The sequence below is a fragment of the Phascolarctobacterium faecium DSM 14760 genome, assembly GCF_003269275.1.
In the GTDB taxonomy this organism is placed as follows: Bacteria; Bacillota; Negativicutes; order Acidaminococcales; family Acidaminococcaceae; genus Phascolarctobacterium; species Phascolarctobacterium faecium.
Window position 1 is genome coordinate 126,893 of sequence record NZ_QLTS01000001.1, and the last position, 20,834, is coordinate 147,726.

19 protein-coding genes are annotated in these 20,834 nt (G+C 42.0%); 2 read left to right on the forward strand and 17 right to left on the reverse strand.

The window, feature by feature from the left end:
* Nucleotides 1-8: 8 nt before the first annotated feature.
* The 15 genes from C8D73_RS00575 to C8D73_RS00645 form a co-directional block, all read right to left on the reverse strand.
* A complete protein-coding gene (locus C8D73_RS00575; protein ID WP_113076987.1) occupies nt 9-1,250 on the reverse strand; it encodes a BaiN/RdsA family NAD(P)/FAD-dependent oxidoreductase in 1,242 nt (413 codons plus the stop codon).
* Nucleotides 1,243-1,971 (reverse strand): pseudouridine synthase, encoded by a 729-nt coding sequence (locus tag C8D73_RS00580; RefSeq protein WP_021718469.1) that lies wholly within the window; start codon nt 1,969-1,971, stop codon nt 1,243-1,245. Before C8D73_RS00580 ends, C8D73_RS00575 begins: the two co-directional genes overlap by 8 nt.
* Nucleotides 1,972-1,974: 3 nt before the next feature.
* Nucleotides 1,975-2,574, reverse strand: coding sequence for an SMC-Scp complex subunit ScpB (scpB, locus tag C8D73_RS00585; RefSeq protein ID WP_021718468.1), 600 nt, complete (start codon nt 2,572-2,574; stop codon nt 1,975-1,977).
* The gene (locus tag C8D73_RS00590) at nt 2,575-3,288 is read right to left on the reverse strand and encodes a segregation and condensation protein A (protein ID WP_021718467.1); all 714 of its coding nucleotides are present in this window, start codon (nt 3,286-3,288) and stop codon (nt 2,575-2,577) included.
* A gap of 3 nt (nt 3,289-3,291) precedes the next feature.
* Nucleotides 3,292-4,284 carry a tryptophan--tRNA ligase gene (gene trpS / locus C8D73_RS00595; protein ID WP_113077348.1) on the reverse strand — a complete coding sequence of 331 codons (993 nt, stop codon included), beginning with the start codon at nt 4,282-4,284 and terminating at the stop codon, nt 3,292-3,294.
* Between the two features lie 46 nt (nt 4,285-4,330).
* Entirely contained in the window at nt 4,331-4,957 is a 627-nt protein-coding gene (locus tag C8D73_RS00600) for a site-2 protease family protein (protein ID WP_021718465.1), read from the reverse strand.
* A gap of 96 nt (nt 4,958-5,053) precedes the next feature.
* Entirely contained in the window at nt 5,054-5,830 is a 777-nt protein-coding gene (locus C8D73_RS00605; protein WP_021718464.1) for an enoyl-CoA hydratase/isomerase family protein, read from the reverse strand.
* Between the two features lie 26 nt (nt 5,831-5,856).
* Complete coding sequence (gene guaB / locus C8D73_RS00610) at nt 5,857-7,314, reverse strand: IMP dehydrogenase (protein WP_021718463.1); 1,458 nt, start codon at nt 7,312-7,314, stop codon at nt 5,857-5,859.
* A 167-nt stretch (nt 7,315-7,481) separates the two neighbouring features.
* Complete coding sequence (gene codY / locus C8D73_RS00615) at nt 7,482-8,255, reverse strand: GTP-sensing pleiotropic transcriptional regulator CodY (protein ID WP_021718462.1); 774 nt, start codon at nt 8,253-8,255, stop codon at nt 7,482-7,484.
* Nucleotides 8,256-8,275: 20 nt separating this feature from the next.
* Nucleotides 8,276-9,193: a tyrosine recombinase XerC gene (xerC, locus tag C8D73_RS00620; RefSeq protein WP_113076989.1), complete on the reverse strand. Its 918-nt coding sequence runs from the start codon at nt 9,191-9,193 to the stop codon at nt 8,276-8,278.
* 168 nt (nt 9,194-9,361) lie between these two features.
* Nucleotides 9,362-10,018, reverse strand: coding sequence for a YczE/YyaS/YitT family protein (locus tag C8D73_RS00625; RefSeq protein ID WP_021718460.1), 657 nt, complete (start codon nt 10,016-10,018; stop codon nt 9,362-9,364).
* A 6-nt stretch (nt 10,019-10,024) separates the two neighbouring features.
* Nucleotides 10,025-11,350, reverse strand: coding sequence for a methylenetetrahydrofolate--tRNA-(uracil(54)-C(5))-methyltransferase (FADH(2)-oxidizing) TrmFO (trmFO, locus tag C8D73_RS00630; protein WP_021718459.1), 1,326 nt, complete (start codon nt 11,348-11,350; stop codon nt 10,025-10,027).
* Complete coding sequence (gene topA, locus C8D73_RS00635; RefSeq protein ID WP_113076990.1) at nt 11,334-13,451, reverse strand: type I DNA topoisomerase; 2,118 nt, start codon at nt 13,449-13,451, stop codon at nt 11,334-11,336. The genes trmFO and topA overlap by 17 nt, the downstream gene beginning before the upstream one ends.
* Nucleotides 13,452-13,465: 14 nt before the next feature.
* Nucleotides 13,466-14,563 carry a DNA-processing protein DprA gene (dprA, locus tag C8D73_RS00640; RefSeq protein WP_170123141.1) on the reverse strand — a complete coding sequence of 366 codons (1,098 nt, stop codon included), beginning with the start codon at nt 14,561-14,563 and terminating at the stop codon, nt 13,466-13,468.
* Between the two features lie 115 nt (nt 14,564-14,678).
* Nucleotides 14,679-15,803 carry an MGDG synthase family glycosyltransferase gene (locus tag C8D73_RS00645; protein WP_113076992.1) on the reverse strand — a complete coding sequence of 375 codons (1,125 nt, stop codon included), beginning with the start codon at nt 15,801-15,803 and terminating at the stop codon, nt 14,679-14,681.
* Between the two features lie 125 nt (nt 15,804-15,928).
* Here C8D73_RS00645 and C8D73_RS00650 point away from each other — a divergent pair, with 125 nt between their 5' ends.
* The gene (locus C8D73_RS00650; protein ID WP_113076993.1) at nt 15,929-16,981 is read left to right on the forward strand and encodes a nicotinate phosphoribosyltransferase; all 1,053 of its coding nucleotides are present in this window, start codon (nt 15,929-15,931) and stop codon (nt 16,979-16,981) included.
* A gap of 57 nt (nt 16,982-17,038) precedes the next feature.
* Here C8D73_RS00650 and C8D73_RS00655 read toward each other — a convergent pair whose 3' ends face one another.
* On the reverse strand, nt 17,039-17,662 hold the full coding sequence (locus C8D73_RS00655; RefSeq protein ID WP_113076994.1) for an acetate uptake transporter: 624 nt from the start codon (nt 17,660-17,662) through the stop codon (nt 17,039-17,041).
* Nucleotides 17,663-17,867: 205 nt separating this feature from the next.
* On the opposite strand from C8D73_RS00655, the gene hydF reads away from it, so the two are divergent.
* Entirely contained in the window at nt 17,868-19,094 is a 1,227-nt protein-coding gene (gene hydF / locus C8D73_RS00660; RefSeq protein ID WP_113076995.1) for a [FeFe] hydrogenase H-cluster maturation GTPase HydF, read from the forward strand.
* A 42-nt stretch (nt 19,095-19,136) separates the two neighbouring features.
* Here the strand turns inward: hydF and C8D73_RS00665 are convergent, their stop codons facing one another.
* Nucleotides 19,137-20,663, reverse strand: coding sequence for a [FeFe] hydrogenase, group A (locus C8D73_RS00665; RefSeq protein WP_113076996.1), 1,527 nt, complete (start codon nt 20,661-20,663; stop codon nt 19,137-19,139).
* Nucleotides 20,664-20,834 lie beyond the last annotated feature (171 nt).

Genomic DNA, 20,834 nt, shown 5'->3' on the forward strand with positions numbered 1-20,834 from the left:
CTGCCTATTTATTGATATGCAGCCGCTGTCCCTGCAGCATATCCTGTTGAAAATGCCGCCTGTAAATTATAGCCGCCAGTATAACCGTCTATATCAATGACTTCTCCTGCAAAATACAATCCTTGCCACAACTTGGAACGCAATGTTTTAGGCTCTATTTCTTTTATGGATACGCCCCCAGCTGTTACAATAGCCTCTGATAAAGGCCTCGTTCCCGTAATCGAAACTGATAACCCTTTTAACACTTCTACTAAACGCTTACGTTCTTCTTTTGATATCTGATTGACAGGCTTTTCTTCATCAAGATAAGCCTGATCTAAAACTACGGGGATCAGACGCTGCGGTAGAAGGTCTTTCATCCCATTCAGCAGCTGCTTCCGGCTGTATTGCTCAAAATCACGCTGAACTCTTGCTTCAAGCTTTTCAAAAGTCAAAGCAGGTTTTAAATCTATCAGCAAATCGATATTAGTTTTATTAGCTTTTAAAAGTGCTGCAACTGTTTTACTGAGTGATAAAATAATTGGACCTGATACACCAAAATGCGTAAATAACATTTCTCCAAATTCCGAAGCAGCTTTACTTCCTGAAGAATAAACAGTAGCCTGTACATTACGCAGGGACAACCCCTGCAAATCAGGAATATAAGGTGAATCACTAGTTAGTGGTACCAGCGAAGGTTTAAGTGGTATTATCGCATGTCCCAATTTTTCGGCAAGTTTAAATCCACTCCCGTCAGATCCGGTTCCTGGATAAGACGCCCCGCCTGCTGCAACAATAACTGCATCTGCTTTAAATACTTTACCGCTTTTAGTTTTGACGCCGATAACTTTTTCAGTATCAGTTAAAACTTCAGTCACACAAATATCAGTAACCAATTCTACACCTAAATCATGCAGAATTTTTAACAATGTATCTACTACATCTTTGGCCTGATCACTTACGGGGAAAACCCGACCACCACGTTCAACCTTAGTTTCCAAACCATTATCATTTAAAAGTTTTACAACATCTTCATTAGTAAACTGACGTAGAGCACTGTTTAAAAAGCGTCCGTTTCCAGGAATATTTTTGATTATTTCCTGCAAGTCACAATCGTTGGTGATATTACAACGACCTTTACCTGTAATTAAAAGTTTCTTTCCAGGTTTAAACATCTTTTCCAAAACTGTTACTTGTGCCCCATGTTCAGCAGCAGCTGCTGCTGCCAATAAACCCGCTGCACCTCCGCCTACGACGATAACTTTATTCATTGATCGCAGCCGCCTTGATTAAAGCATTAATTTCGTCTTCATTCAAAATTCTATAACCGCCGCGTTTTAATCCCTGCAGTGTCAGATTACCTAACTTTATACGTTTTAATTGTCTTACAGGAAACCCAATAAAATCACACATTCTGCGCACTTGACGGTTACGGCCTTCATGAATAACGATATCAAAAGTTGTATTACTTTTTTCGTTATCATACCCAATCAGAGTAACAATAGCAGGCGCTGTCATTCCATCCTCTAATTTTACACCGATCCTCAGCAGATCAAGCTTGTCCTGCGGAACCAGTCCCGGAACAGTCACTCTATATGTTTTATTTACTTCATGTTTTGGATGAGTGAGTTTTTGGGCCAGATCGCCATCATTAGTCAGAAGCAGCAGACCTTCTGTATTATAGTCCAACCGGCCTACCGGAAAAACCCGTTCCGGCAAATCTTTGGCAAAATCAGCAACAGTTCTGCGCCCCTGCGGATCCGTCATAGTAGTAACAACTCCGCGAGGTTTATAAAATAAATAATAGGCTTTCTTCTCACGTTTAATCGGTTTACCATCAACTAAAATAAAAGCTTTTTCTCCTACTTTAGTTCCTAATTCTTTAACAATCTTACCATTTACCTTTACACGCCCGGCTAAAATATATTTTTCAGCTTCGCGTCTGGAGGCTACCCCAGCAGAAGCTAAAACTTTCTGCAAACGTTCTTCCATAGATTATAAATCCTCTGTTTCTTCTGTTTTATTAAGCTCTTCATTAAATTCAGCCATTAGTGACATTTGTTCCGGTTCGTTTTCATGCTCTGACAAAATATCAGGAAACTCCGGTAAGTCTTTTAAAGAATTCAGACCAAAAGTAATCAAAAATTTATCTGTAGTTCCATACAAAATAGGATGACCAATAGAATCCTTACGTCCGGTCTCACTAATCAATCCATATTCTAAAAGCGTATTAACGACACCGTCGACCTTAACACCGCGAATAGCTTCCATTTCACTTCTGGTAACAGGCTGTTTAAAAGCAATAATAGCCAATGTTTCCATAGCGGCATTAGATAATTTCATTTCCTGAGAACGCGCCAGCTGTTTTATCAATTCATAATGCTGTTCTTTTGTACATAATTGATAACCTTCTGCCACTTTTCTTAAATACAGGCCGCGCTTTTCATCTTCATAATCCCGCTCTAAAAGCGATAAAAGTTCCCATACCTGAGGTTTATCAAGCTGCATTATTTCAGCTAGCTTGGCAACAGATAACGGTTCACCGGCAGCAAACAACAAAGCTTCTAAAGAACCCCTTAAGTAATCGTGAAACATTTATCGTTCCCCCTGTCGCAGGAATATATAGATTGGAGCAAAAGCCACTGTCTGGTTGATAGTTACAACACCAAGCTTTAAAAGTTCCAAAACAGCTAAAAAAGACGCGACTTTCTCACTGCGGGAACCAGTACGTGAAAATACTTTGGCAAATTCTACACCGTTGAGATGTTGAGAAAGCATATGAACAATCTCATTCATTTTATCCTGTACATTAAATTCCTGGCGCTCAATATAAGCCGTATTCTCAGTTTTCACTGAAAGCAGGGTCAGCATAGCACTAATCAACTCTTCTGCCTCATATTGTTTCAAGCTGCGTTCAACAAAACCAGACAAAAGCGGCAGTCGGTAACGGCAACGTTCTGCCTGAAGCTTTAGTTCAGCTAGATTTGAGGCACAGACCTTAATACGTCTGTATTCTACCAGCATTTCCACCAGCAGTTGACGAGGGTCAGTTTCATCTTCCTCGCCTTCAGCAGTTTGTTTTGGCAAAAGCATACGCGATTTGATTTGCAGCAGCGTGGCAGCCATCAGCAAAAATTCACTGGCAATCTCAATATCAAACTCCGTCATTGCCTGTAAATATTCAATATATTGCTCAGTCACTGCCACAATAGGAATATCATAAATATCAATTTTTTCTTTTTCTATTAAATGTATCAACAGATCCAGTGGACCTTCAAAATCCTGAACCTTGATTGACAGGTTAGCCATATATTACAGCACATTCATGGCGGTCTTAACTTCAGCCATAGTTTTTTCAGCTTCCTTGCGGGCACGCTGTGCTCCATAATCAAGTACTTCTTTAATATATTCAGGTTTCTTTGATAATTCTTCCCGTTTAGTATGGATATCTGCCAGCAACGCATTCATCTTTTCTGCCAAACGTTTTTTACATTCTACACAGCCAATCTCGCCGGCACGGCATCTTGCCTCAATCTCTTCATATTCCTCAGGATTGAATACCTTATGAAAAGCGTAGACAATACAAACTTCCGGATGTCCCGGGTCAGTCTTTTTTATACGCTGCGGGTCAGTAGTCATCATACGTATACGTTCCCACATTTCTTCCGGTCCAGCGCCGAAAGGAATGGTATTGCCATAGGATTTTGACATTTTACGGCCGTCAATACCCGGTAAAACCTTAGCTTTGGAAAATACTGCCTGTGGCTCGGGGAACACTTCTCTATTATAAAGATAGTTAAAACGGCGTACTATTTCCCGGGTCAGCTCCAAATGAGCAGACTGGTCTTCACCTACAGGAACACAGGTTGCTTTATAAAGCATGATATCCGCTGCCATAAGCACAGGATATCCCAAAAAACCATAGGTATTATTATCCTTGCCCTGAGCAGACCAATTCTGCAGTTTATCCTTATAGGTTGGCACACGTTCCAGCCACGACAACGGAGTGCTCATACCTAAAAGCAGCGCTAATTCAGCGTGCTCTTTAACATGAGATTGTACAAAAATGACATTTTTTTCAGGGTCAAGACCAGCACTGAGCCAGTCAATCGCCATTTCCATAACATTTTCCTGTAATTTTGAAGTATCGCTATAAGACGAAGTCAGCGCATGCAGATCAACAATGGAGAAAAAACATTCATATTCGTGCTGCAAACGAACCCAATTCTCCAGCGCTCCCATATAATTACCCAAGTGAAAACGTCCAGATGGCTGCATTCCACTGAAAATTCTACCTTTAGTCATCAACATCAAGTCCCTTCATTAATCATAATTCAACAAGCCGTTTTAATTAAAATACTATCCCCAAAATACTGTTTACCAAAGACATATACGTGCTTGCCAAAGGCCTTATGATCATACCAACGATACCGGTAAAGACCAAAGCCAGCAAGATATAAAAGCCATATTGGCCAACCATATTTTCATACTGATAAGCAGTCCGCGGCGGCAGCAGTTCTCCTAAAATCTTTGAACCGTCCAGAGGCGGGATTGGGATAAGATTAAAAAAAGCAAACCAAACATTATAAAGCTGTGTCCAAAGTAAAAACGAATAAACGCCTTTGGTCATAACACCAAATTTGGTCATTAAAGCAACAATCAATGCTGCAAGAAAGCATAAAAACAAATTTGCCGCAGGGCCTGCAAAAGAAACTTTTAAAATACCTTCGCGGCGATTTCTGAAATTATTGGGATTGATACCTACAGGCTTAGCCCAGCCGAAACCGGCCACAATAAGCATCAAGGCACCAATAGGGTCAAGATGTGCTAAAGGATTAAAAGTTAAACGTCCCATGAACCGCGGTGTAGGATCGCCCATGGCTTCCGCAGTCTGCGCGTGTGCATACTCGTGGATAGTGATAGCTATCAAAAGCGCCGGAATCCTATATAACATTGATGAAAAATCAAAATCTAACATACAAACCTCCATAATCGTCAATAGTAATATTATACAGTATTTTACGTGAAAAGAAAACGGAACCGCTGACAGCGATTCCGTCTTTTTTGTGAATTCTTATTTACCTGTAAATTTAGGAGTACGTTTTTCTTTAAAGGCAGTTATTCCTTCTGCACTATCGTCCGTGCCCATACATAAAGGCTGGGCAACTGCTTCCATTTCCAGCACTTCGTCTAAAGTCATCGCAGTATTATTCAGATATTTTTTGATGAGCCCTATCGCTAAAGGTGCTGAAGCTGCAAGTCGTTCAGCCATTTGCATAACCGCGTCCTCAAGCTCTGCTGCAGGAAAGATATGATTTACCAACGCCATTTTTTCAGCAGTTGCTGCATCAATCAAATCAGCTGTAAACATCAGCTCTTTAGCTTTATGAACGCCGACAGCTTTCGGCAGGAAATATAAACCACCACAATCAGGTATCAACCCTACTTTCGCAAAGCTTTGAGCAAATTTAGCTGTATCTACTGCATAAATAAGGTCACAGGCCAGCATCAGATTAACACCGGCACCAGCGGTAACACCATTGACCATGGCAATAATTGGCTTCTCGATTGTAGTAATACGTTTTGCAACTTGCCCTACTTTGGTAATGAAAGCCTTTTTTACAGCAGTATCTGCAAGAGTCTCCAAAAACGGCAGATCTCCGCCGGCACAAAAAGCTTTTCCATTACCTGTCAGCACAGCACATTTTATTGCCGGGTCTTTTTCTACCTTTGTCAGAGCTTCATGCAACCCGTCAATCAATGCTTCATTCATTGAATTCAAGCTATGCGGTCTGTTCATAGTAATTATAGCAACCTGACCTTTAAGTGAAAATAAAACTGCATCTTCCATACTCGAAAAACCTCCTCTAAATTTTATTACAGGCTGTAGTTAGGAGCTTCTTTCGTAATGATGACATCATGCGGATGGCTTTCTTTCAAACCGGCGCCAGTCATACGAATAAATTGAGTTTTTGTAATCATTTCTTCGATATCCTTAGCACCGCAGTAGCCCATACCTGCACGCAAACCACCAACCAACTGGAAGATTGTTTCTGCAGCCAGGCCTTTGAAAGGTACGCGTCCTTCAATTCCTTCTGGTACCAATTTATCGGCGTTCTCCTGGAAATAACGGTCTTTAGAACCGCGTTCCATAGCACCTAAAGAGCCCATCCCACGATATACTTTATAAGAACGGCCTTGATAAATAATAGTTTCGCCAGGGGACTCTTCAGTTCCTGCTAACAAACCGCCAATCATAACAACATTGGCACCTGCGGCGATAGCTTTAGCAATATCACCGGAATATTTGATACCGCCATCGGCAATAATAGGAATACCATATTGACGTGCAACTAATGCGCAATCATTGATAGCAGTAATCTGCGGGACGCCGATACCGGCTACAACACGGGTCGTACAAATAGATCCTGGCCCGATGCCAACTTTAACGGCATCAACGCCACATTTGATTAATGCTTCAGTTGCAGCGCCTGTTGCTACATTTCCGGCAATAATATTCAATTCCGGGAAAGCTTCGCGCAATTGACGCACTGAATTCAGGACTCCGTGCGAATGTCCATGAGCAGTATCAATAACTATAACATCTACCTTAGCATTAACTAAAGCGGAAGCTCGTTCCATCATATCAGCACCAACGCCTACAGCAGCGGCTACACGCAGACGCCCATCACTGTCTTTGCAGGCATTAGGATACATTTTAGCTTTTTCAATATCACTGATTGTGATCAGCCCTTTAAGATAACCTTCGCTATCGACCAACGGCAATTTCTCAATACGGTGTTCGCGCAGTAATTTTTTAGCTTCTTCAAGACTCGTACCAACAGGAGCAGTTACCAAACCTTCACCAATCATACATTCTTTAATCTGTTTATTAAGATTAGTTTCAAAACGCAGGTCACGATTAGTAATAATTCCCTGCAGCTTACCATCAGGATCACAAATAGGAACACCGGAAATATGATAATGCTCCATCATTTTTACGGCATCTGCAAGAATATTATCAGGAGCCAGAAATAAAGGATCAACGATAATACCATGCTCGCTGCGCTTTACTTTGGCAACCTCTCCTGCCTGTTCTTCAATCGTTAAATTTTTGTGGATAACACCTAAACCGCCTTCACGGGCAATGGCAATCGCCATTTTTGATTCTGTAACAGTATCCATACCAGAACTGATCAGAGGAATATTCAATTTAATGTTTTTAGTCAAATAAGTGGAAACATCTACATCACGCGGCAAAACATCAGATTCTGCCGGAACCAAAAGCACATCATCAAAAGTTAAACCTTCTTTTGCAAATTTGTCTGTACGCATTATAAAACTCCCTTCTTCTTTGAAATATTTTTACTATACTAGCACAGTGATTACACAAAATCAAGTAGTTTCTGTAATTTTTTTTACAATATCTTGTTTAGGAACCTTAAAAGATACTAAAAATGACCGATTTACTGCAACATTACAGCAATCCGGTCATTTTTTATTTAAGAATTATTTTTACGCAGTTCTTCCAGCAGGAACTCATTTTTAATCCGTATATATGTTCCCTTCATCCCAAGCGATTTCGTTTCGATTAAACCGGCACTTTCGAATTTACGCAGAGCATTAACGATTACAGAACGTGTAATCCCGACACGATCAGCAATTTTAGAAGCTACAAGCAAGCCTTCCATGCCTTTCAGTTCGCCGAGAATATTGACAATAGCTTCCAGTTCGGAATAAGAAAGCGTTGAAAAAGCAATCTGAACCATTGCTTTCTTACGCACTTCTTCTTCTACTTTAGCTGCGCGCTCGTGCAGAATCTCAACGCCGATAACAGTCGCAGCATATTCTGCCAGCAGCAGGTCTTCATCGTCGAAGGGTTTATCATATTTAGCTACGATCAAAGTACCAATACGTTCGCCGTTACCGTAAATAGGCACGATAGTAGTTTTTTTCTGATCAAAAAAGCATTTTGTACCTTTAACAAAGGAACATTCCTGATTTTTATGTTCAATATTTGAAACTGTTTCTTTCGCGTCCATAATAAAATCCAGATATTTTTGCGGGAAGTTTTTGACATCCAAAACCTGTTCGCGCATGATATCACATTCGAAATCATCCTGAAGAGCGCTGCCTTTAACGCCGCCCTTACGCCCAACGATATAAATGTTAGCGCCAATAACATCACGCAGCAGACGTGCGATAGCGTTATATTCTACTTTTTCCCCTCTTTGCAGCAATTTGTTGATTTTTCTTGTTTTCTCCAAAAGTTCCATGATGATTCCTCCCTCAAATTTTAAGCACGCGGATGATTTTTCTGATATACAGAAGTAATACGTTCAGTCGTAATGTGAGTATAAATCTGCGTTGTGGACAGATTAGCATGTCCAAGCAATTCCTGAACAGCTCTTAAATCAGCACCATGATCTAAAAGATGTGTGGCAAAAGTATGCCTGATCGTGTGAGGACTGACTTTTTTCTGCATAGCCAGTTGGGTTATATATTTATCTAAGATCCTACGGACACTGCGATCCGTCAGCGGACCTCCCCTGCTATTAACAAAAACCTTGTCATGCGCCTCTGTTTTATTCTTTTCCATCAAAGCTCCGCGTGTAACTTGCAAATACTGCCGTACAGCCTGGCAGCAGGTATGCCCTATCGGTACGATACGTTCTTTATTGCCTTTGCCCAGCAGCAAAACATATTGGCTGCCAAGATCTATATTAGTCACCATAAGTCCCACCAATTCGGAAACACGGCAACCTGTGGCATAGAGTAATTCTAATATCGCCTGATCTCTTAATCCCAGCGTATCTTTATCCGGTAAGGTTAATATCTCATTGATTTCCAGTTCTTCCAAAAATACAGGTAATCTTTTTTCCAGCTTTGGCGTTCTTACCTTAATAAAAGGATTTTGCTCCACATAATTTTCTCGCATTAAAAACTTATAAAAAGAACGCAGCGAAGAAATCCGCCTGGCAATCGTCGTACGCGCATACTTTTCTTTATTGAGCAGCGCTAAATAGGCACGAATATCCAAAACTCCGATCTTCTGCCATTGAAAATCTTTCCCCAGCCGTTCTGCTAAAAAATTACTGAATAAACTTATATCAGCGGCATAATTTTTAACAGTCAGCGGCGACGTGTTTTTTTCAACCTGCAGATACCTGAGAAACTTATCAACCATAGGATATTGCGATATTGACTCTGCCATAATAAATCCCTTCTTCTTATGTAGACTTATAGTATCACAAACCAGGAAGCTATTTCAATAACCAAGTACTAAATTTTTTGAATTTTTTATTGAATACACAAAAATGTGTAAAAATCTGAATATAAACAAAAATAGCGGCCAATTTAATGTGCCGCTACTCTTAATATTTTAATTTTTTATGCCTAAAGTCTGCCAGATGCCTTCGTGCTGAACTGATTTTGCATCAAAGTGCAGCCAATTAAAAGTCAACTGCAAAATAGTACTGATGCCAAACGCAGCTATTATAGTACCTAAACCAACCTTCGCTCCCAGCAGCCAGCCAGCCAGCAAAACACTGCCTTCTATAAGGCCTCTGATCATACCAATCGGAACTTTCGGCAGCCGACGTTTTAACCCGATCATCAAAGAATCGCGCGGACCAGAGCCAAGTCCGGCACTGATATAAAAATAAGTGCCCAGACTGATGGAAAACTGCCCTAAAAACATTACGATGATTCCCAGCCAATAATTTTCTATTAAAGGTACAGCATGATAGTACTGAAGAACATCAACACCAAAACCGATCAATACAGCATTAAGAATCGTACCTAATCCAAACCGCTCACCCATAGCAACTGTCACTACTAAAATCAAAAGCCCACTCAAAACATTGATCGTCCCATAGGTCAATCCTGTAACATAGGAAACACCGATACCAAAGGCTTCCCATGGCGCCAAGCCGATATTAGCCTGGATGCCAAGGGTCAAACCAATGGAATACAGTGCCAGACCAAAGTGCAGCCGCAGCAGTTTAAAAAACAAGTTATGTTTGTCTTTCCAGTTCATCACAGCTTACTTGATTATTTGCAGTACATCCTGCAAAGCATTCAATGAGCGCTCTGCAATCAGAGCGTTTTTCTCTTTTTTATTACGTATCTTTTTACCTAAAGACGGCAGCAGTCCAAAATTAACATTCATCGGCTGAAAATCCCTGATTTCAGGATTGCTTATATAATGTGCTAATGCACCGTGAGCTGTTTCTTTAGGGAAGGTAATATCGGGAAGCTCTAAATAAGCCCGAGCGGTATGAATACCAGCCATCAAACCAGAAGCAGCCGATTCCACATAGCCTTCTACACCTGTCATTTGCCCGGCAAAGTAAAATCTCGGCATCGCTTTAAAATTAAACTTATCATTCAATAATTTAGGCGAATTGATATAAGAGTTTTTGTGCATTACACCATACCGGACAAATTCTGCATTTTCCAGCCCCGGAATCATACCAAAAACACGTTTTTGCTCAGGCCATTTTAAATGAGTCTGAAATCCGACCAGATTATACAGCGAAGCAGCAGCATTATCCTGACGCAGCTGGACCACGGCGTAGGCCTGTTTACCAGTTCTCTGATCTACCAGTCCAACAGGCTTTAGTGGACCGAAGCGCATGGTATCTTCACCGCGGCGAGCCATTTCTTCAATAGGCATACAGGCTTCAAAAAAAACTTCTTTTTCAAATTCTTTGACCGGAGCCAGCTCTGCTGTTCGTAAAGCTTCCCAAAACGCCAGATATTCTTCTTTGGTTTCAAACGGGCAATTCAAATAATCTGCATCACCTTTATCATAACGTGAGGCACGATATACTTTTTCATAATTCAAGGACTCTGCGGTCACAATAGGCGCAGCGGCATCAAAAAAATGAAAATAATCTGCTTCTACCAGCTTTTTGATATTTTCAGCCAATACTGCTGACGTCAAAGGCCCGCTGGCAACTACAACATAACCTTCCAACTGCTGCAAATCTGTTACTTCTTCATAAACCACAGTAATTAAAGGGTGATTTTTAATAATTTCCGTAATTCCCTGAGCAAAACCTTCCCTGTCGACAGCTAAGGCTCCGCCGGCTGGAATCTGATGTTTATCAGCCTGCTGCATGATCAGAGAATCAAGGCGGCGCATCTCTTCTTTAAGAAGACCGACAGCATTTTCCAAATTATTGGCACGCAGAGAATTGCTGCAAACAAGTTCCGCAAAGTCTGCAGTTTTATGCGCTTCGTCAGACTTTACCGGACGCATTTCATGCAAAATTACAGGAATGCCATATCTAATTATTTGATATGCTGCTTCACAGCCGGCTAAACCTGCGCCGATAACATGAATCGGTTTATTTGCTTTTAGCACTTTTGCGTCCTGCCTTTCCTTTTTTTATATGCAAGCCATTTTCACAGGTTTCATTAGAACAGTACAGTTTCTTATTGCCGTTCTTTTCAATTCGTTCCAGCATCACTTTACCGCATTTCGGACATTTTTCTTCTGTTGGCCTGTCCCATGATGTAAATTTACATTCCGGATAATTGGCACAGCCATAAAAAATACGGCGCGTTTTTGTCTTGCGCTCGATAACTTCACCGCTGCATTCAGGGCACTTAACACCGATCTTATGCAAAATCGGCTTCGTGTTGCGGCATTCCGGAAAACCGGGACATGCCAGGAACTTACCAAAACGCCCCTGCTTTATTACCATCATACGTCCGCATTTTTCGCATTTCACATCACTGACTTCTACAGGAGCTTCTACTGCCTCAATTTCTTTGTCGGCTTTTTCCATCAATTTTGAAAACGGCACATAGAATTTTTCCAGTATTTTAGTCTTATCAGCTTTATGCTCAGCAATCTCATCAAGCTCTGTTTCTAATTCAGCAGAAAAAGGAATATCAATAATATCTTTGAAATAATTAGTCAGCATATCGACGATCATGAGCCCCAGCTCGGTAATCATCAGTTTTTTGCCTTCCTTAGCAATATAACCGCGGTCCAGAATAGTCTGGATAGTAGGCGAATAAGTACTCGGCCGTCCAATACCTTTGTCTTCCAGCTCTTTTACCAGTGTCGCCTCAGTAAAGTGCGCCGGTGGTTCGGTGAAGTGCTGTTCAGCCGGTAAAAGTTTATATAATTCTACAGGCGTTTTAGCCTCCAGATAAGGAACGGTTTTATCCTTATCCTCGAGCAGGTCTTTTTTATCGCTTAGCTTTAAAAAGCCTTCAAACTTCAAAACAGAGCCCGTTGCACGCAATTGGTAATCGCCGGCGCCGATCAGCAAAGTAGTAACATCAAAAACAGCCGATGCCATCTGACTTGCAACAGCACGGTTCCAAATCAAAGAATAGAGCTTAAGCTGATCTTTATTCAGATGTTTTGCCATTTCCAGCGGTGTACGATGTACACTTGTGGGGCGGATCGCCTCATGTGCGTCCTGGGCATTTTTTTTACTTGAATAGCTGTTTGCATGTGAAGGCCTGAATTCTTTGCCAAACTCACTTTCAATATAACTGCGGATATCAGCAGCAGCAACATCAGCAATACGTACTGAGTCGGTTCTCATATAAGTAATCAAACCGACAGAACCTTCTTTGCCCACAGCAACACCTTCGTACAGCTGTTGAGCTACCATCATCGTCTTTTTGGTAGTAAAATTCAGACGTTTAACAGCCTCCTGCTGCAGGCTGCTGGTAGTAAACGGAGGCAGCGGATTACGTTTACGCTCTTTTTTTGTTGCTTCTTCAATGATATAAGCAGCTTTAGCCAAAGCTTTTTCTACAATATCCGCTTCCTCAGCAGTATGTATTTCCAGTTTTTTGCCCAGATGTTTGATAACCTCTGCTTCAAAAATAGGAGCTTTAGCTTTTTCACGCAGTTTAGCATTCAAAGTCCAATATTCTTTAGGAATGAAATCAGCGATTTCTTTTTCACGGTCAGCAATGATTTTTACTGCTACCGATTGTACACGTCCGGCACTCAAGCCTTTTCTTATTTTACGCCATAACAAAGGACTAAGCTGATAGCCTACGATACGATCAATAATACGACGTGCCTGTTGAGCATCAACTTTATCCAAATCAATCGGGCGCGGATTCTTCAAAGCATCTTTTATGGCACCAGAAGTGATTTCATGAAACTCAATCCGACAGTTTGCTTCCGGATCAACACCAAGGATATGCGCTAAATGCCAGCCAATAGCTTCGCCTTCGCGATCAGGGTCAGTTGCCAGATAAATTTTATCAGCTTTTTTGGCCAAAGTTTTCAATTCTTTAATCAATTCGCCTTTACCGCGAATATTAATATATTTAGGCTCAAAATCATGTTCGATATCAACGCCAAACAAACTTTTTGGCAAATCGCGCAAATGTCCCATTGAAGCGCGGACAGTATAATTGCGCCCTAAAAATTTTTCAATAGTTTTTGACTTAGTAGGTGATTCCACGATTACTAAATTTTTCGTCATAATAATAAGTCCTCCTAAATTCGGTAATACCTGCGCCCATCTGCCAGGCCAAGTTTACCTTGCATTTGCAGATCCAGCAGTTCCCCGCTGATCTCTGCCAGAGAGCGACCGCTTAATTCTACCAGTTCCTCTAACGTAACCGGTTCCTGTGTCATTATATCCATCAATTGTTTAGCCAGTTCTGAAACGGCCTCTGCTCCTTCACTGGCAAACAACGATAAATTCTCTATTTTCTGCTTACTGCCGAAGTTCAATTCCAGATCATTCAAAATATCTTCCGGCCTATCTACAAGCTGTGCTCCAGATTTTATCAGACTATGGCAGCCAATACTGTTAGGCAGATAAATACTTCCTGGAATACAATATACCTCATGCCCTTCATCTGCGGCAAATTCAGCCGTTATCATAGCACCGCTCTTTTTAGCTGCCTCAACTACCAGTATACCTTTCGTCATTCCGTTGATGATTCTGTTGCGCGACGGGAAGTTAGCAGCAAGAGGTTCTGTTCCAGGTGCAAATTCTGTTACCATCGCCCCATTTGAACATATCTGCTCGAAAAGCGCCGTATTTTCACGCGGATAAACAACATCTATACCGCAGCCAAGTACGGCAATCGTACTTCCCCCAGCCTGTAAAGCACCTTTGTGAGCAGCACTATCAATACCCTTAGCTCCACCGCTTACAATAACCAGCCCCGCTGAAGCAAGATCAGCAGCAAAGTCACCCGCCGCCTTTAACCCATAAGTAGAAGCTCGACGTGAACCAACGATACCGATACTGCAATCAAGCCTGGGCAAATTACCCTTGATATATAAAACCTTCGGCGGTAATGCGATATGCCTTAATGAGACCGGATAGTCCGCATCACTGCTTATCATCAGCCGCACCTGCTGCCGCTCGCAAAAATTCTGCAGCTGTTCAGGTAACGCAAGATTTCTAAATTTTAAGAACTTATCAATGGCCGCCTCTTTATAAACACGGGCAGCCAAAAGCTCTTGTCTATCAGCAAGATACGCACTACGCGCACTGCCAAACACCGCAACTAAAGCTTCAAGCTTACTGTTGCCCAATCCGACAGCAGCGCTTAAAGCACCCCAATAATAACGCTCCACAGCAATGCCTCCGATAAATTGCAGGCATCCACACGAAAACCGGGTGTCGCAAAATATTATTTTTCCCAAATCCATTTCATTATAGAGTTGATTTAGTCAACGGTCAAGCTTTTACTTATTTTTCAAGTTTTTTTAAAATATAATTGCTTATTTCTTCTGCAGCTCCAGGTTTACCATATTTCAAGCTGCGCTGCTGCTTCTGAAGCAAGCGTACTTGGGAGTCGACATCCGCATATCGGCAGACCATCGTTTTTACTTCCTGAGGTGAACCGGCTACCTGTGCACCGCAATACTGCTCTAAATAAACAGCATTACCTGTTTCCTGACCAGGCAGCGGCTTATAAATAATATAATTGCAGCCCGCAATCAATGTTTCAGCCGCCGTTAAACCACCGGCTTTAGTTACGACAATATCAGCAGCCAGCAATAACTCCGGTACATCATCCGTAAATCCATAAACAGTCAGTGGTATTTCTTTAAAAATTTCCAGGCGGTGCTGCAAAATTTCATTATGTCCTGCGACCGCAATTATTTTCAAACGCTGTGGCAAATAACCGTGGAAAGCTTTAACTATGCTCTCCATCGGTAACAAGCCTTCGCCGCCGCCCATCAACAGACATACTATATCCTGCTCAGACCAATTAAATTTACGACGCAGCTCCTGACGATCATATGCCTGGTAAAATTGCCGCCGAACCGGTATTCCCGTCGGTAAAACCTCAGCATCAGTCCCATCAAACTGTGCACGCAGATTTTCTGATGCTGCAAAATACACATCAACGCCTTCGCAAAGCCACCATTTATGTACAGTATAATCAGTAACCACCGCTCCCAACAGCAAATCCGGCTTGAATTTTTTTTTATAGATAGCCATGATACCTGCCGGTGTAGCATGTGTGGCAATTACAGCATCGGGGTTGGTCCTGACGATAAAATCCTGTGCCAAACCTGCTAAGGTACCATTAATAAAGTTACGCAGCCATAGCGACCCGCTCTGACGGTTTCCCCATTTATAAGCCAGCTCATACAGCCAGGGACAATATGAGAGTACCCATAAATAAAAACGTAAAAAAGCATTGCCGATACTGCCCGGAAAAAAGTCAAAAATACTTCCGTGCACTACCTGCACATTATCTGACAGTGCAAAAGACTGTTCCAGAGCCTGAGCGGCCAGCTTATGCCCTGAACCTATCGGAGCCGACAATAATAATATTGTATATTTTTTTTCACAAGATGCCATTTATAAACTCCATTTAAGAAAAATTTATCAAAAAACTTGAACCTGTAGCGCTATTATTGTATCATAAAATGTAATTAGCACAATATCAAGAGCTAATTTATTCTATATTAATGATGGAGGTTATCATGAAAAATCGTTTACCAGTTGAACATTTTCATTTTCCGGTAGAAAAAATCAAAGCCGGTTATTACACCGACGCTTATTTTCTGCGTACCGAGGAGATACTGAATGGCGATAATCACCATCCTAGAGTAATTATGCAGCTTTTTACCCGTGAACCGGTAGTTGTTTGCGGCATCGATGAAACTATCGCCCTGATCAAAACCTGCGCACATAATCCTGAAAATATTACGATCCATGCTTTACATGACGGAGATGAGGTTGCCCCCTGGGAAACACTAATGACGATCGAAGGTGATCTGGCAGACTTTGCCCATCTGGAAACTATCTATCTTGGTTTTCTGGCGCGGCAAAGCCGTATCGCTACTAATGTACGCCGTGTTGTCAAAGCAGCAAACGGCAAACCGGTCCTCTTTTTCCCTGCCCGGTATGATACCTATCAAACCCAGGAATCTGACGGCTATGCTGCTATGATTGGCGGTATCAAAGGTTTCTCTACTGATGCCAACGCCTTAGCCAGCAATGGCAAAGGTCTGGGAACTATTCCCCACGCCCTGATCGCAGCATATAACGGCGACACGCTGGCAGCAACCAGCGCCTTTGATAAATATGTAGCGCCTGATATCGCGCGTATTGCCCTGGTCGACTTTGATAATGACTGTGTTGGTACGACTTTACAGGTAGCACGCAAACTTGGCCGCAAATTAGCAGGAGTCCGCTTGGATACCTCCGGCACTATGGTAGATAAAAGCCTGCTCAGCCAAATGGGTATGTTCAAACCGACAGGCGTCTGCAAGGAACTAGTACATAATGTACGCACAGCACTTGATGCAGAAGGTTTCGATTATGTAAAAATTATCGTTTCCGGCGGATTTGACGCCGAACGTATCAAAGAGTTTGAAGCATTAAAGGTTCCTGTAGATACTTATGCAGTAGGATCCAGCCTTTTTGACGGTAATATCAACTTTACAGCGGATATCGTTATGGTAGACGGCAAAGAATGCGCTAAAGCAGGACGAGTACATCTTCCCAACCCACGGCTGGAACTTGTTAAGTAATTTTGAAAAAAGTAAAAGCACTGTGAGATTCTCACAGTGCTTTTTTATCAAACAAGATTATTTTTTCCAGATACCAAGCGGAGCTCCTACAGGCCAGAACTGACGACCATAGAAATTATTAAGGAACCCGGCTCCGGCGCCATATAAGGAAATAAGCGCTACTGCCATTTCAGCATAAGCAGCCATGGTGTGCGGGAAATGACCGCCGATACCAAGTCCGTCTAAAGCTAAACCTAAAAGTAAGATATCAATGAAAACCATATCTACGAATAAGAACAGACTTGCAGAGGACGCAGCAATGGTACCAATGCAGGCAAATATAAAATAGGCCAAAAATGCAAAACCAATAGCTTTAGGATCCACACCGGCAGCAAGACCAGGACCAAAGGTTCCTGCTTTAATCATCCAGCTCATACCTACTGCAGACCAGAAAAAGCCGAAAGCACTGAAAATTGTTGCGCCAAAAATATTGCGATGGCAATAGTCAAAATAACCAGCCAACAGCTGGGCGAAGGATCCGCAGAAAAGAGCCCACGGCAAAACCCAGGATACTCCTTCAACGATACCTAATTTTTGTGCAGAAGCCACCATTGTTACGACGGCCAGACCAAATAGTCCCAAGGGTGTAGGGTCGGCTACTGCGATTTGAACATGCTGCGTTGAATCATTATTAGTACTCATTCATACGCCTCCTTTATTTTGGTTTGGTTGTGAATTATTCCACACGCATATATAATATACTTTAAAACTAACAACATCGTCAATAACTGTTACATAAATTTAGCACTTTTGTATACAAGTGTGATATTGTATATTTTTCAGAAAACTTATCTGTACTATAATCGCACTATTTTAGTATATAATTTATATAAAAGGAAGTGATTTTATGAGTTTAAATGCTACCCCTTCTTCTGAACGCGTTCATATCGGTATCTTCGGTAAACGTAACGCCGGCAAATCAAGCCTTATCAACGCGATCACCGGGCAAAATTTAGCAATCGTTTCTGAAGCCAAAGGTACAACCACAGATCCTGTTTATAAAGCTATGGAACTGCTGCCGCTGGGACCAGTAATGATCATTGATACTCCGGGTATCGACGATGAAGGCGTTTTGGGCAGCCTGCGCATTCAAAAAGCATATCAGGTACTCAACAAAACCGATATCGCGCTTGTAATTATTGACGCTGCAGTTGGCCCTTCTGCTGAAGATCTGCGTTTGATAAAACGGATCAATGCAAAAAAAATCCCCCTGCTCATCGTTATCAACAAATGTGAAACCATAAATGAAGATAAAAAAACTGCTTATCAAGCTCTGCTGCCAAATAGGAAACTTTTATTTGTCAGTGCTGAACAGAAGCTCAATATTTTTGAGCTTAAAGAAGCAATCACCCAAACCGTACCTGCAGATGAAAATAAAGCACAGATAGTTGCTGATCTGCTGTCGCCTTCGGACTTCGTTGTCTTAGTAGTGCCCATCGATTCTGCCGCCCCTAAAGGAAGACTGATTCTGCCGCAGCAGCAAACGATCCGCGATATTCTGGAAGCAGATGCTGCCGCTATTGTAGTTAAAGAAAACGAACTGACCAACACACTGCAAAATTTAGGTAAACGACCCAAACTGGTTATCACCGACAGTCAGGTCTTTAAAAAAGTTGCTGCTGAAACGCCGGCTGATATTCTTCTGACCTCTTTTTCGATCCTGTTTGCACGCTATAAAGGTAATCTGCAGACTGCCGTTCAAGGCGTTACCGCACTTGAAAGCCTTGAGGACGGAGATAAAATTCTTGTCGGCGAAGGCTGCACACATCACCGCCAATGCGATGATATCGGCACCGTTAAGCTGCCACGCTGGATCAAAGAATATACCGGTAAAAATCCAGAATTTATTTTTACCAGCGGCACGGAATTTCCCCTGGACTTATCGCCGTATAAAATTATTATCCACTGCGGCGCCTGTATGCTGAACGAACGTGAAATGCAGTACCGCATCAAATGTGCTGCGGACCAAAACATACCTTTCACCAATTACGGTATCACAATCGCCTATATCAACGGTATTTTAAAACGCACAGTTGAACCCTTCCCACAGATTTATAAATTACTGGATAAATAATAAAAAGCTGAAACCTTTTGGTTTCAGCTTTTTATTTAGACTTTAGCGCACTTCTTCAAACATTTCCGCACCCACACCGCAGGTAGGACAGATATAATCTTCGGGCAGGCTTGCACCTTCATAAATATAGCCGCAAACCTTGCAGCGAAATTGTTTTAAACCTGCTGCAGACTGAACTTCTGTCGGAGCGATATAAACTCCTCCCAAATCAGCACTTCTGTCAAAATACACCGTATGCAGCATCTGTTCTGCCAGCTCACTTAAGGGTTCACCGTAAAATTCTTCGTATAATTTAATGATTTCAGGATTTTCGTGGCTTAACCGCAGCTGCATCGAATCGTCACGTTTATAAAGGCCTTCGATACGCTTGGCACGCAGCGCATCACCTTTATATTCCCTGTCTTTAGGCTGACCGCCCCCACCGATGCATCCGCCCGGACAAGTCATTACTTCGACAAAATGATAGCTTTTTTCGCCGCTTTTGATTTTTTCGATCAATTTACGGACATTAGCAGTACCATAGACGATAGCAACCTTTACTTTCAAGCCGTCAATGTCTACGGAAGCTTCTTTGATACCTTCCAGGCCGCGTACGGGCTTCAGATCATATAGTGCTGCCGGAACAGTTTTTTTCGTTACAAAAGTGTAAGCACTGCGTACTGCAGCTTCCATAACGCCACCGGTATTACCGAAAATCACGCCGGCACCTGACCCCAGTCCCATAAAGTCATCATATGCCTTGTCTTCCAATGCTGTGAAATCAATATTTTCATCTTTGGCCAGCATAGCCAGTTCACGCGTAGTAATAACATAATCCATATCACGCATACCGTTAATACCTAAATGCCTTGCAGCAGCATTCATTTCATCACGGCGGATTTCATATTTTTTAGCTGTACAGGGAGTAACAGCCACATTAACTATTTTTCGGGGATCAAGTCCCATTTTTTTTGCAAAATAAGTTTTGATTGTTGGCCCCTGCATTCCTATCGGGCTTTTAGCACTGGAAATATGCGGAAGCATTTCCGGATAATAGGTTTCAGCAAATTTGACCCAGGCCGGACAGCAACTGGTAAACTGTGGCAGCGGTTTTTCGCCTTTTGTGATACGTTCCACCAACTCACTGGCTTCTTCCATGATCGTAAGGTCAGCAGCAAAATTAGTATCCAACACATAATCTGCCCCCAGTTTTTTCAGCAGCGCTACCATTTTTCCTTCAACAAAGCTACCGTCTGCCATAGCAAATTCTTCACCTAAAGCAATGCGCACAGAAGGAGAAGTGCTGAAAATAACGATCTTTTCAGGATCGCGCATTGCTGCTGCTACTTCATAAGCCTCAACCTTTTCAGTAATACTGTCTGCCGGGCACACATTAGCGCACTGCCCGCAGTTTATACAGATAGGCACATCTCCGGTCGCCTTGAGATCGTAGGTACCGCAGACACCGATATAATCGGTGCAGACTGCTTTACAGGAACCGCATTTGATGCATTTGAATTCCAACCTTTGTACAGCAGGATTATCCGGTTCAATAGCAACACGGATATCTGTAAATTGATGTTTACTCATATAAAAGACCCTCCTCTTTTATCACTGCCTTTATTATAACTGCTCTCAATTATTCTTGCAATAGATACTAAAAGAAAATTATTATCCTAATTGCAGATAAAAAAATAACTGCCGTAACGCAGTTATTTTATCTGTCCATATAAATTTATTCAAAAGTATAAAACTCATCGC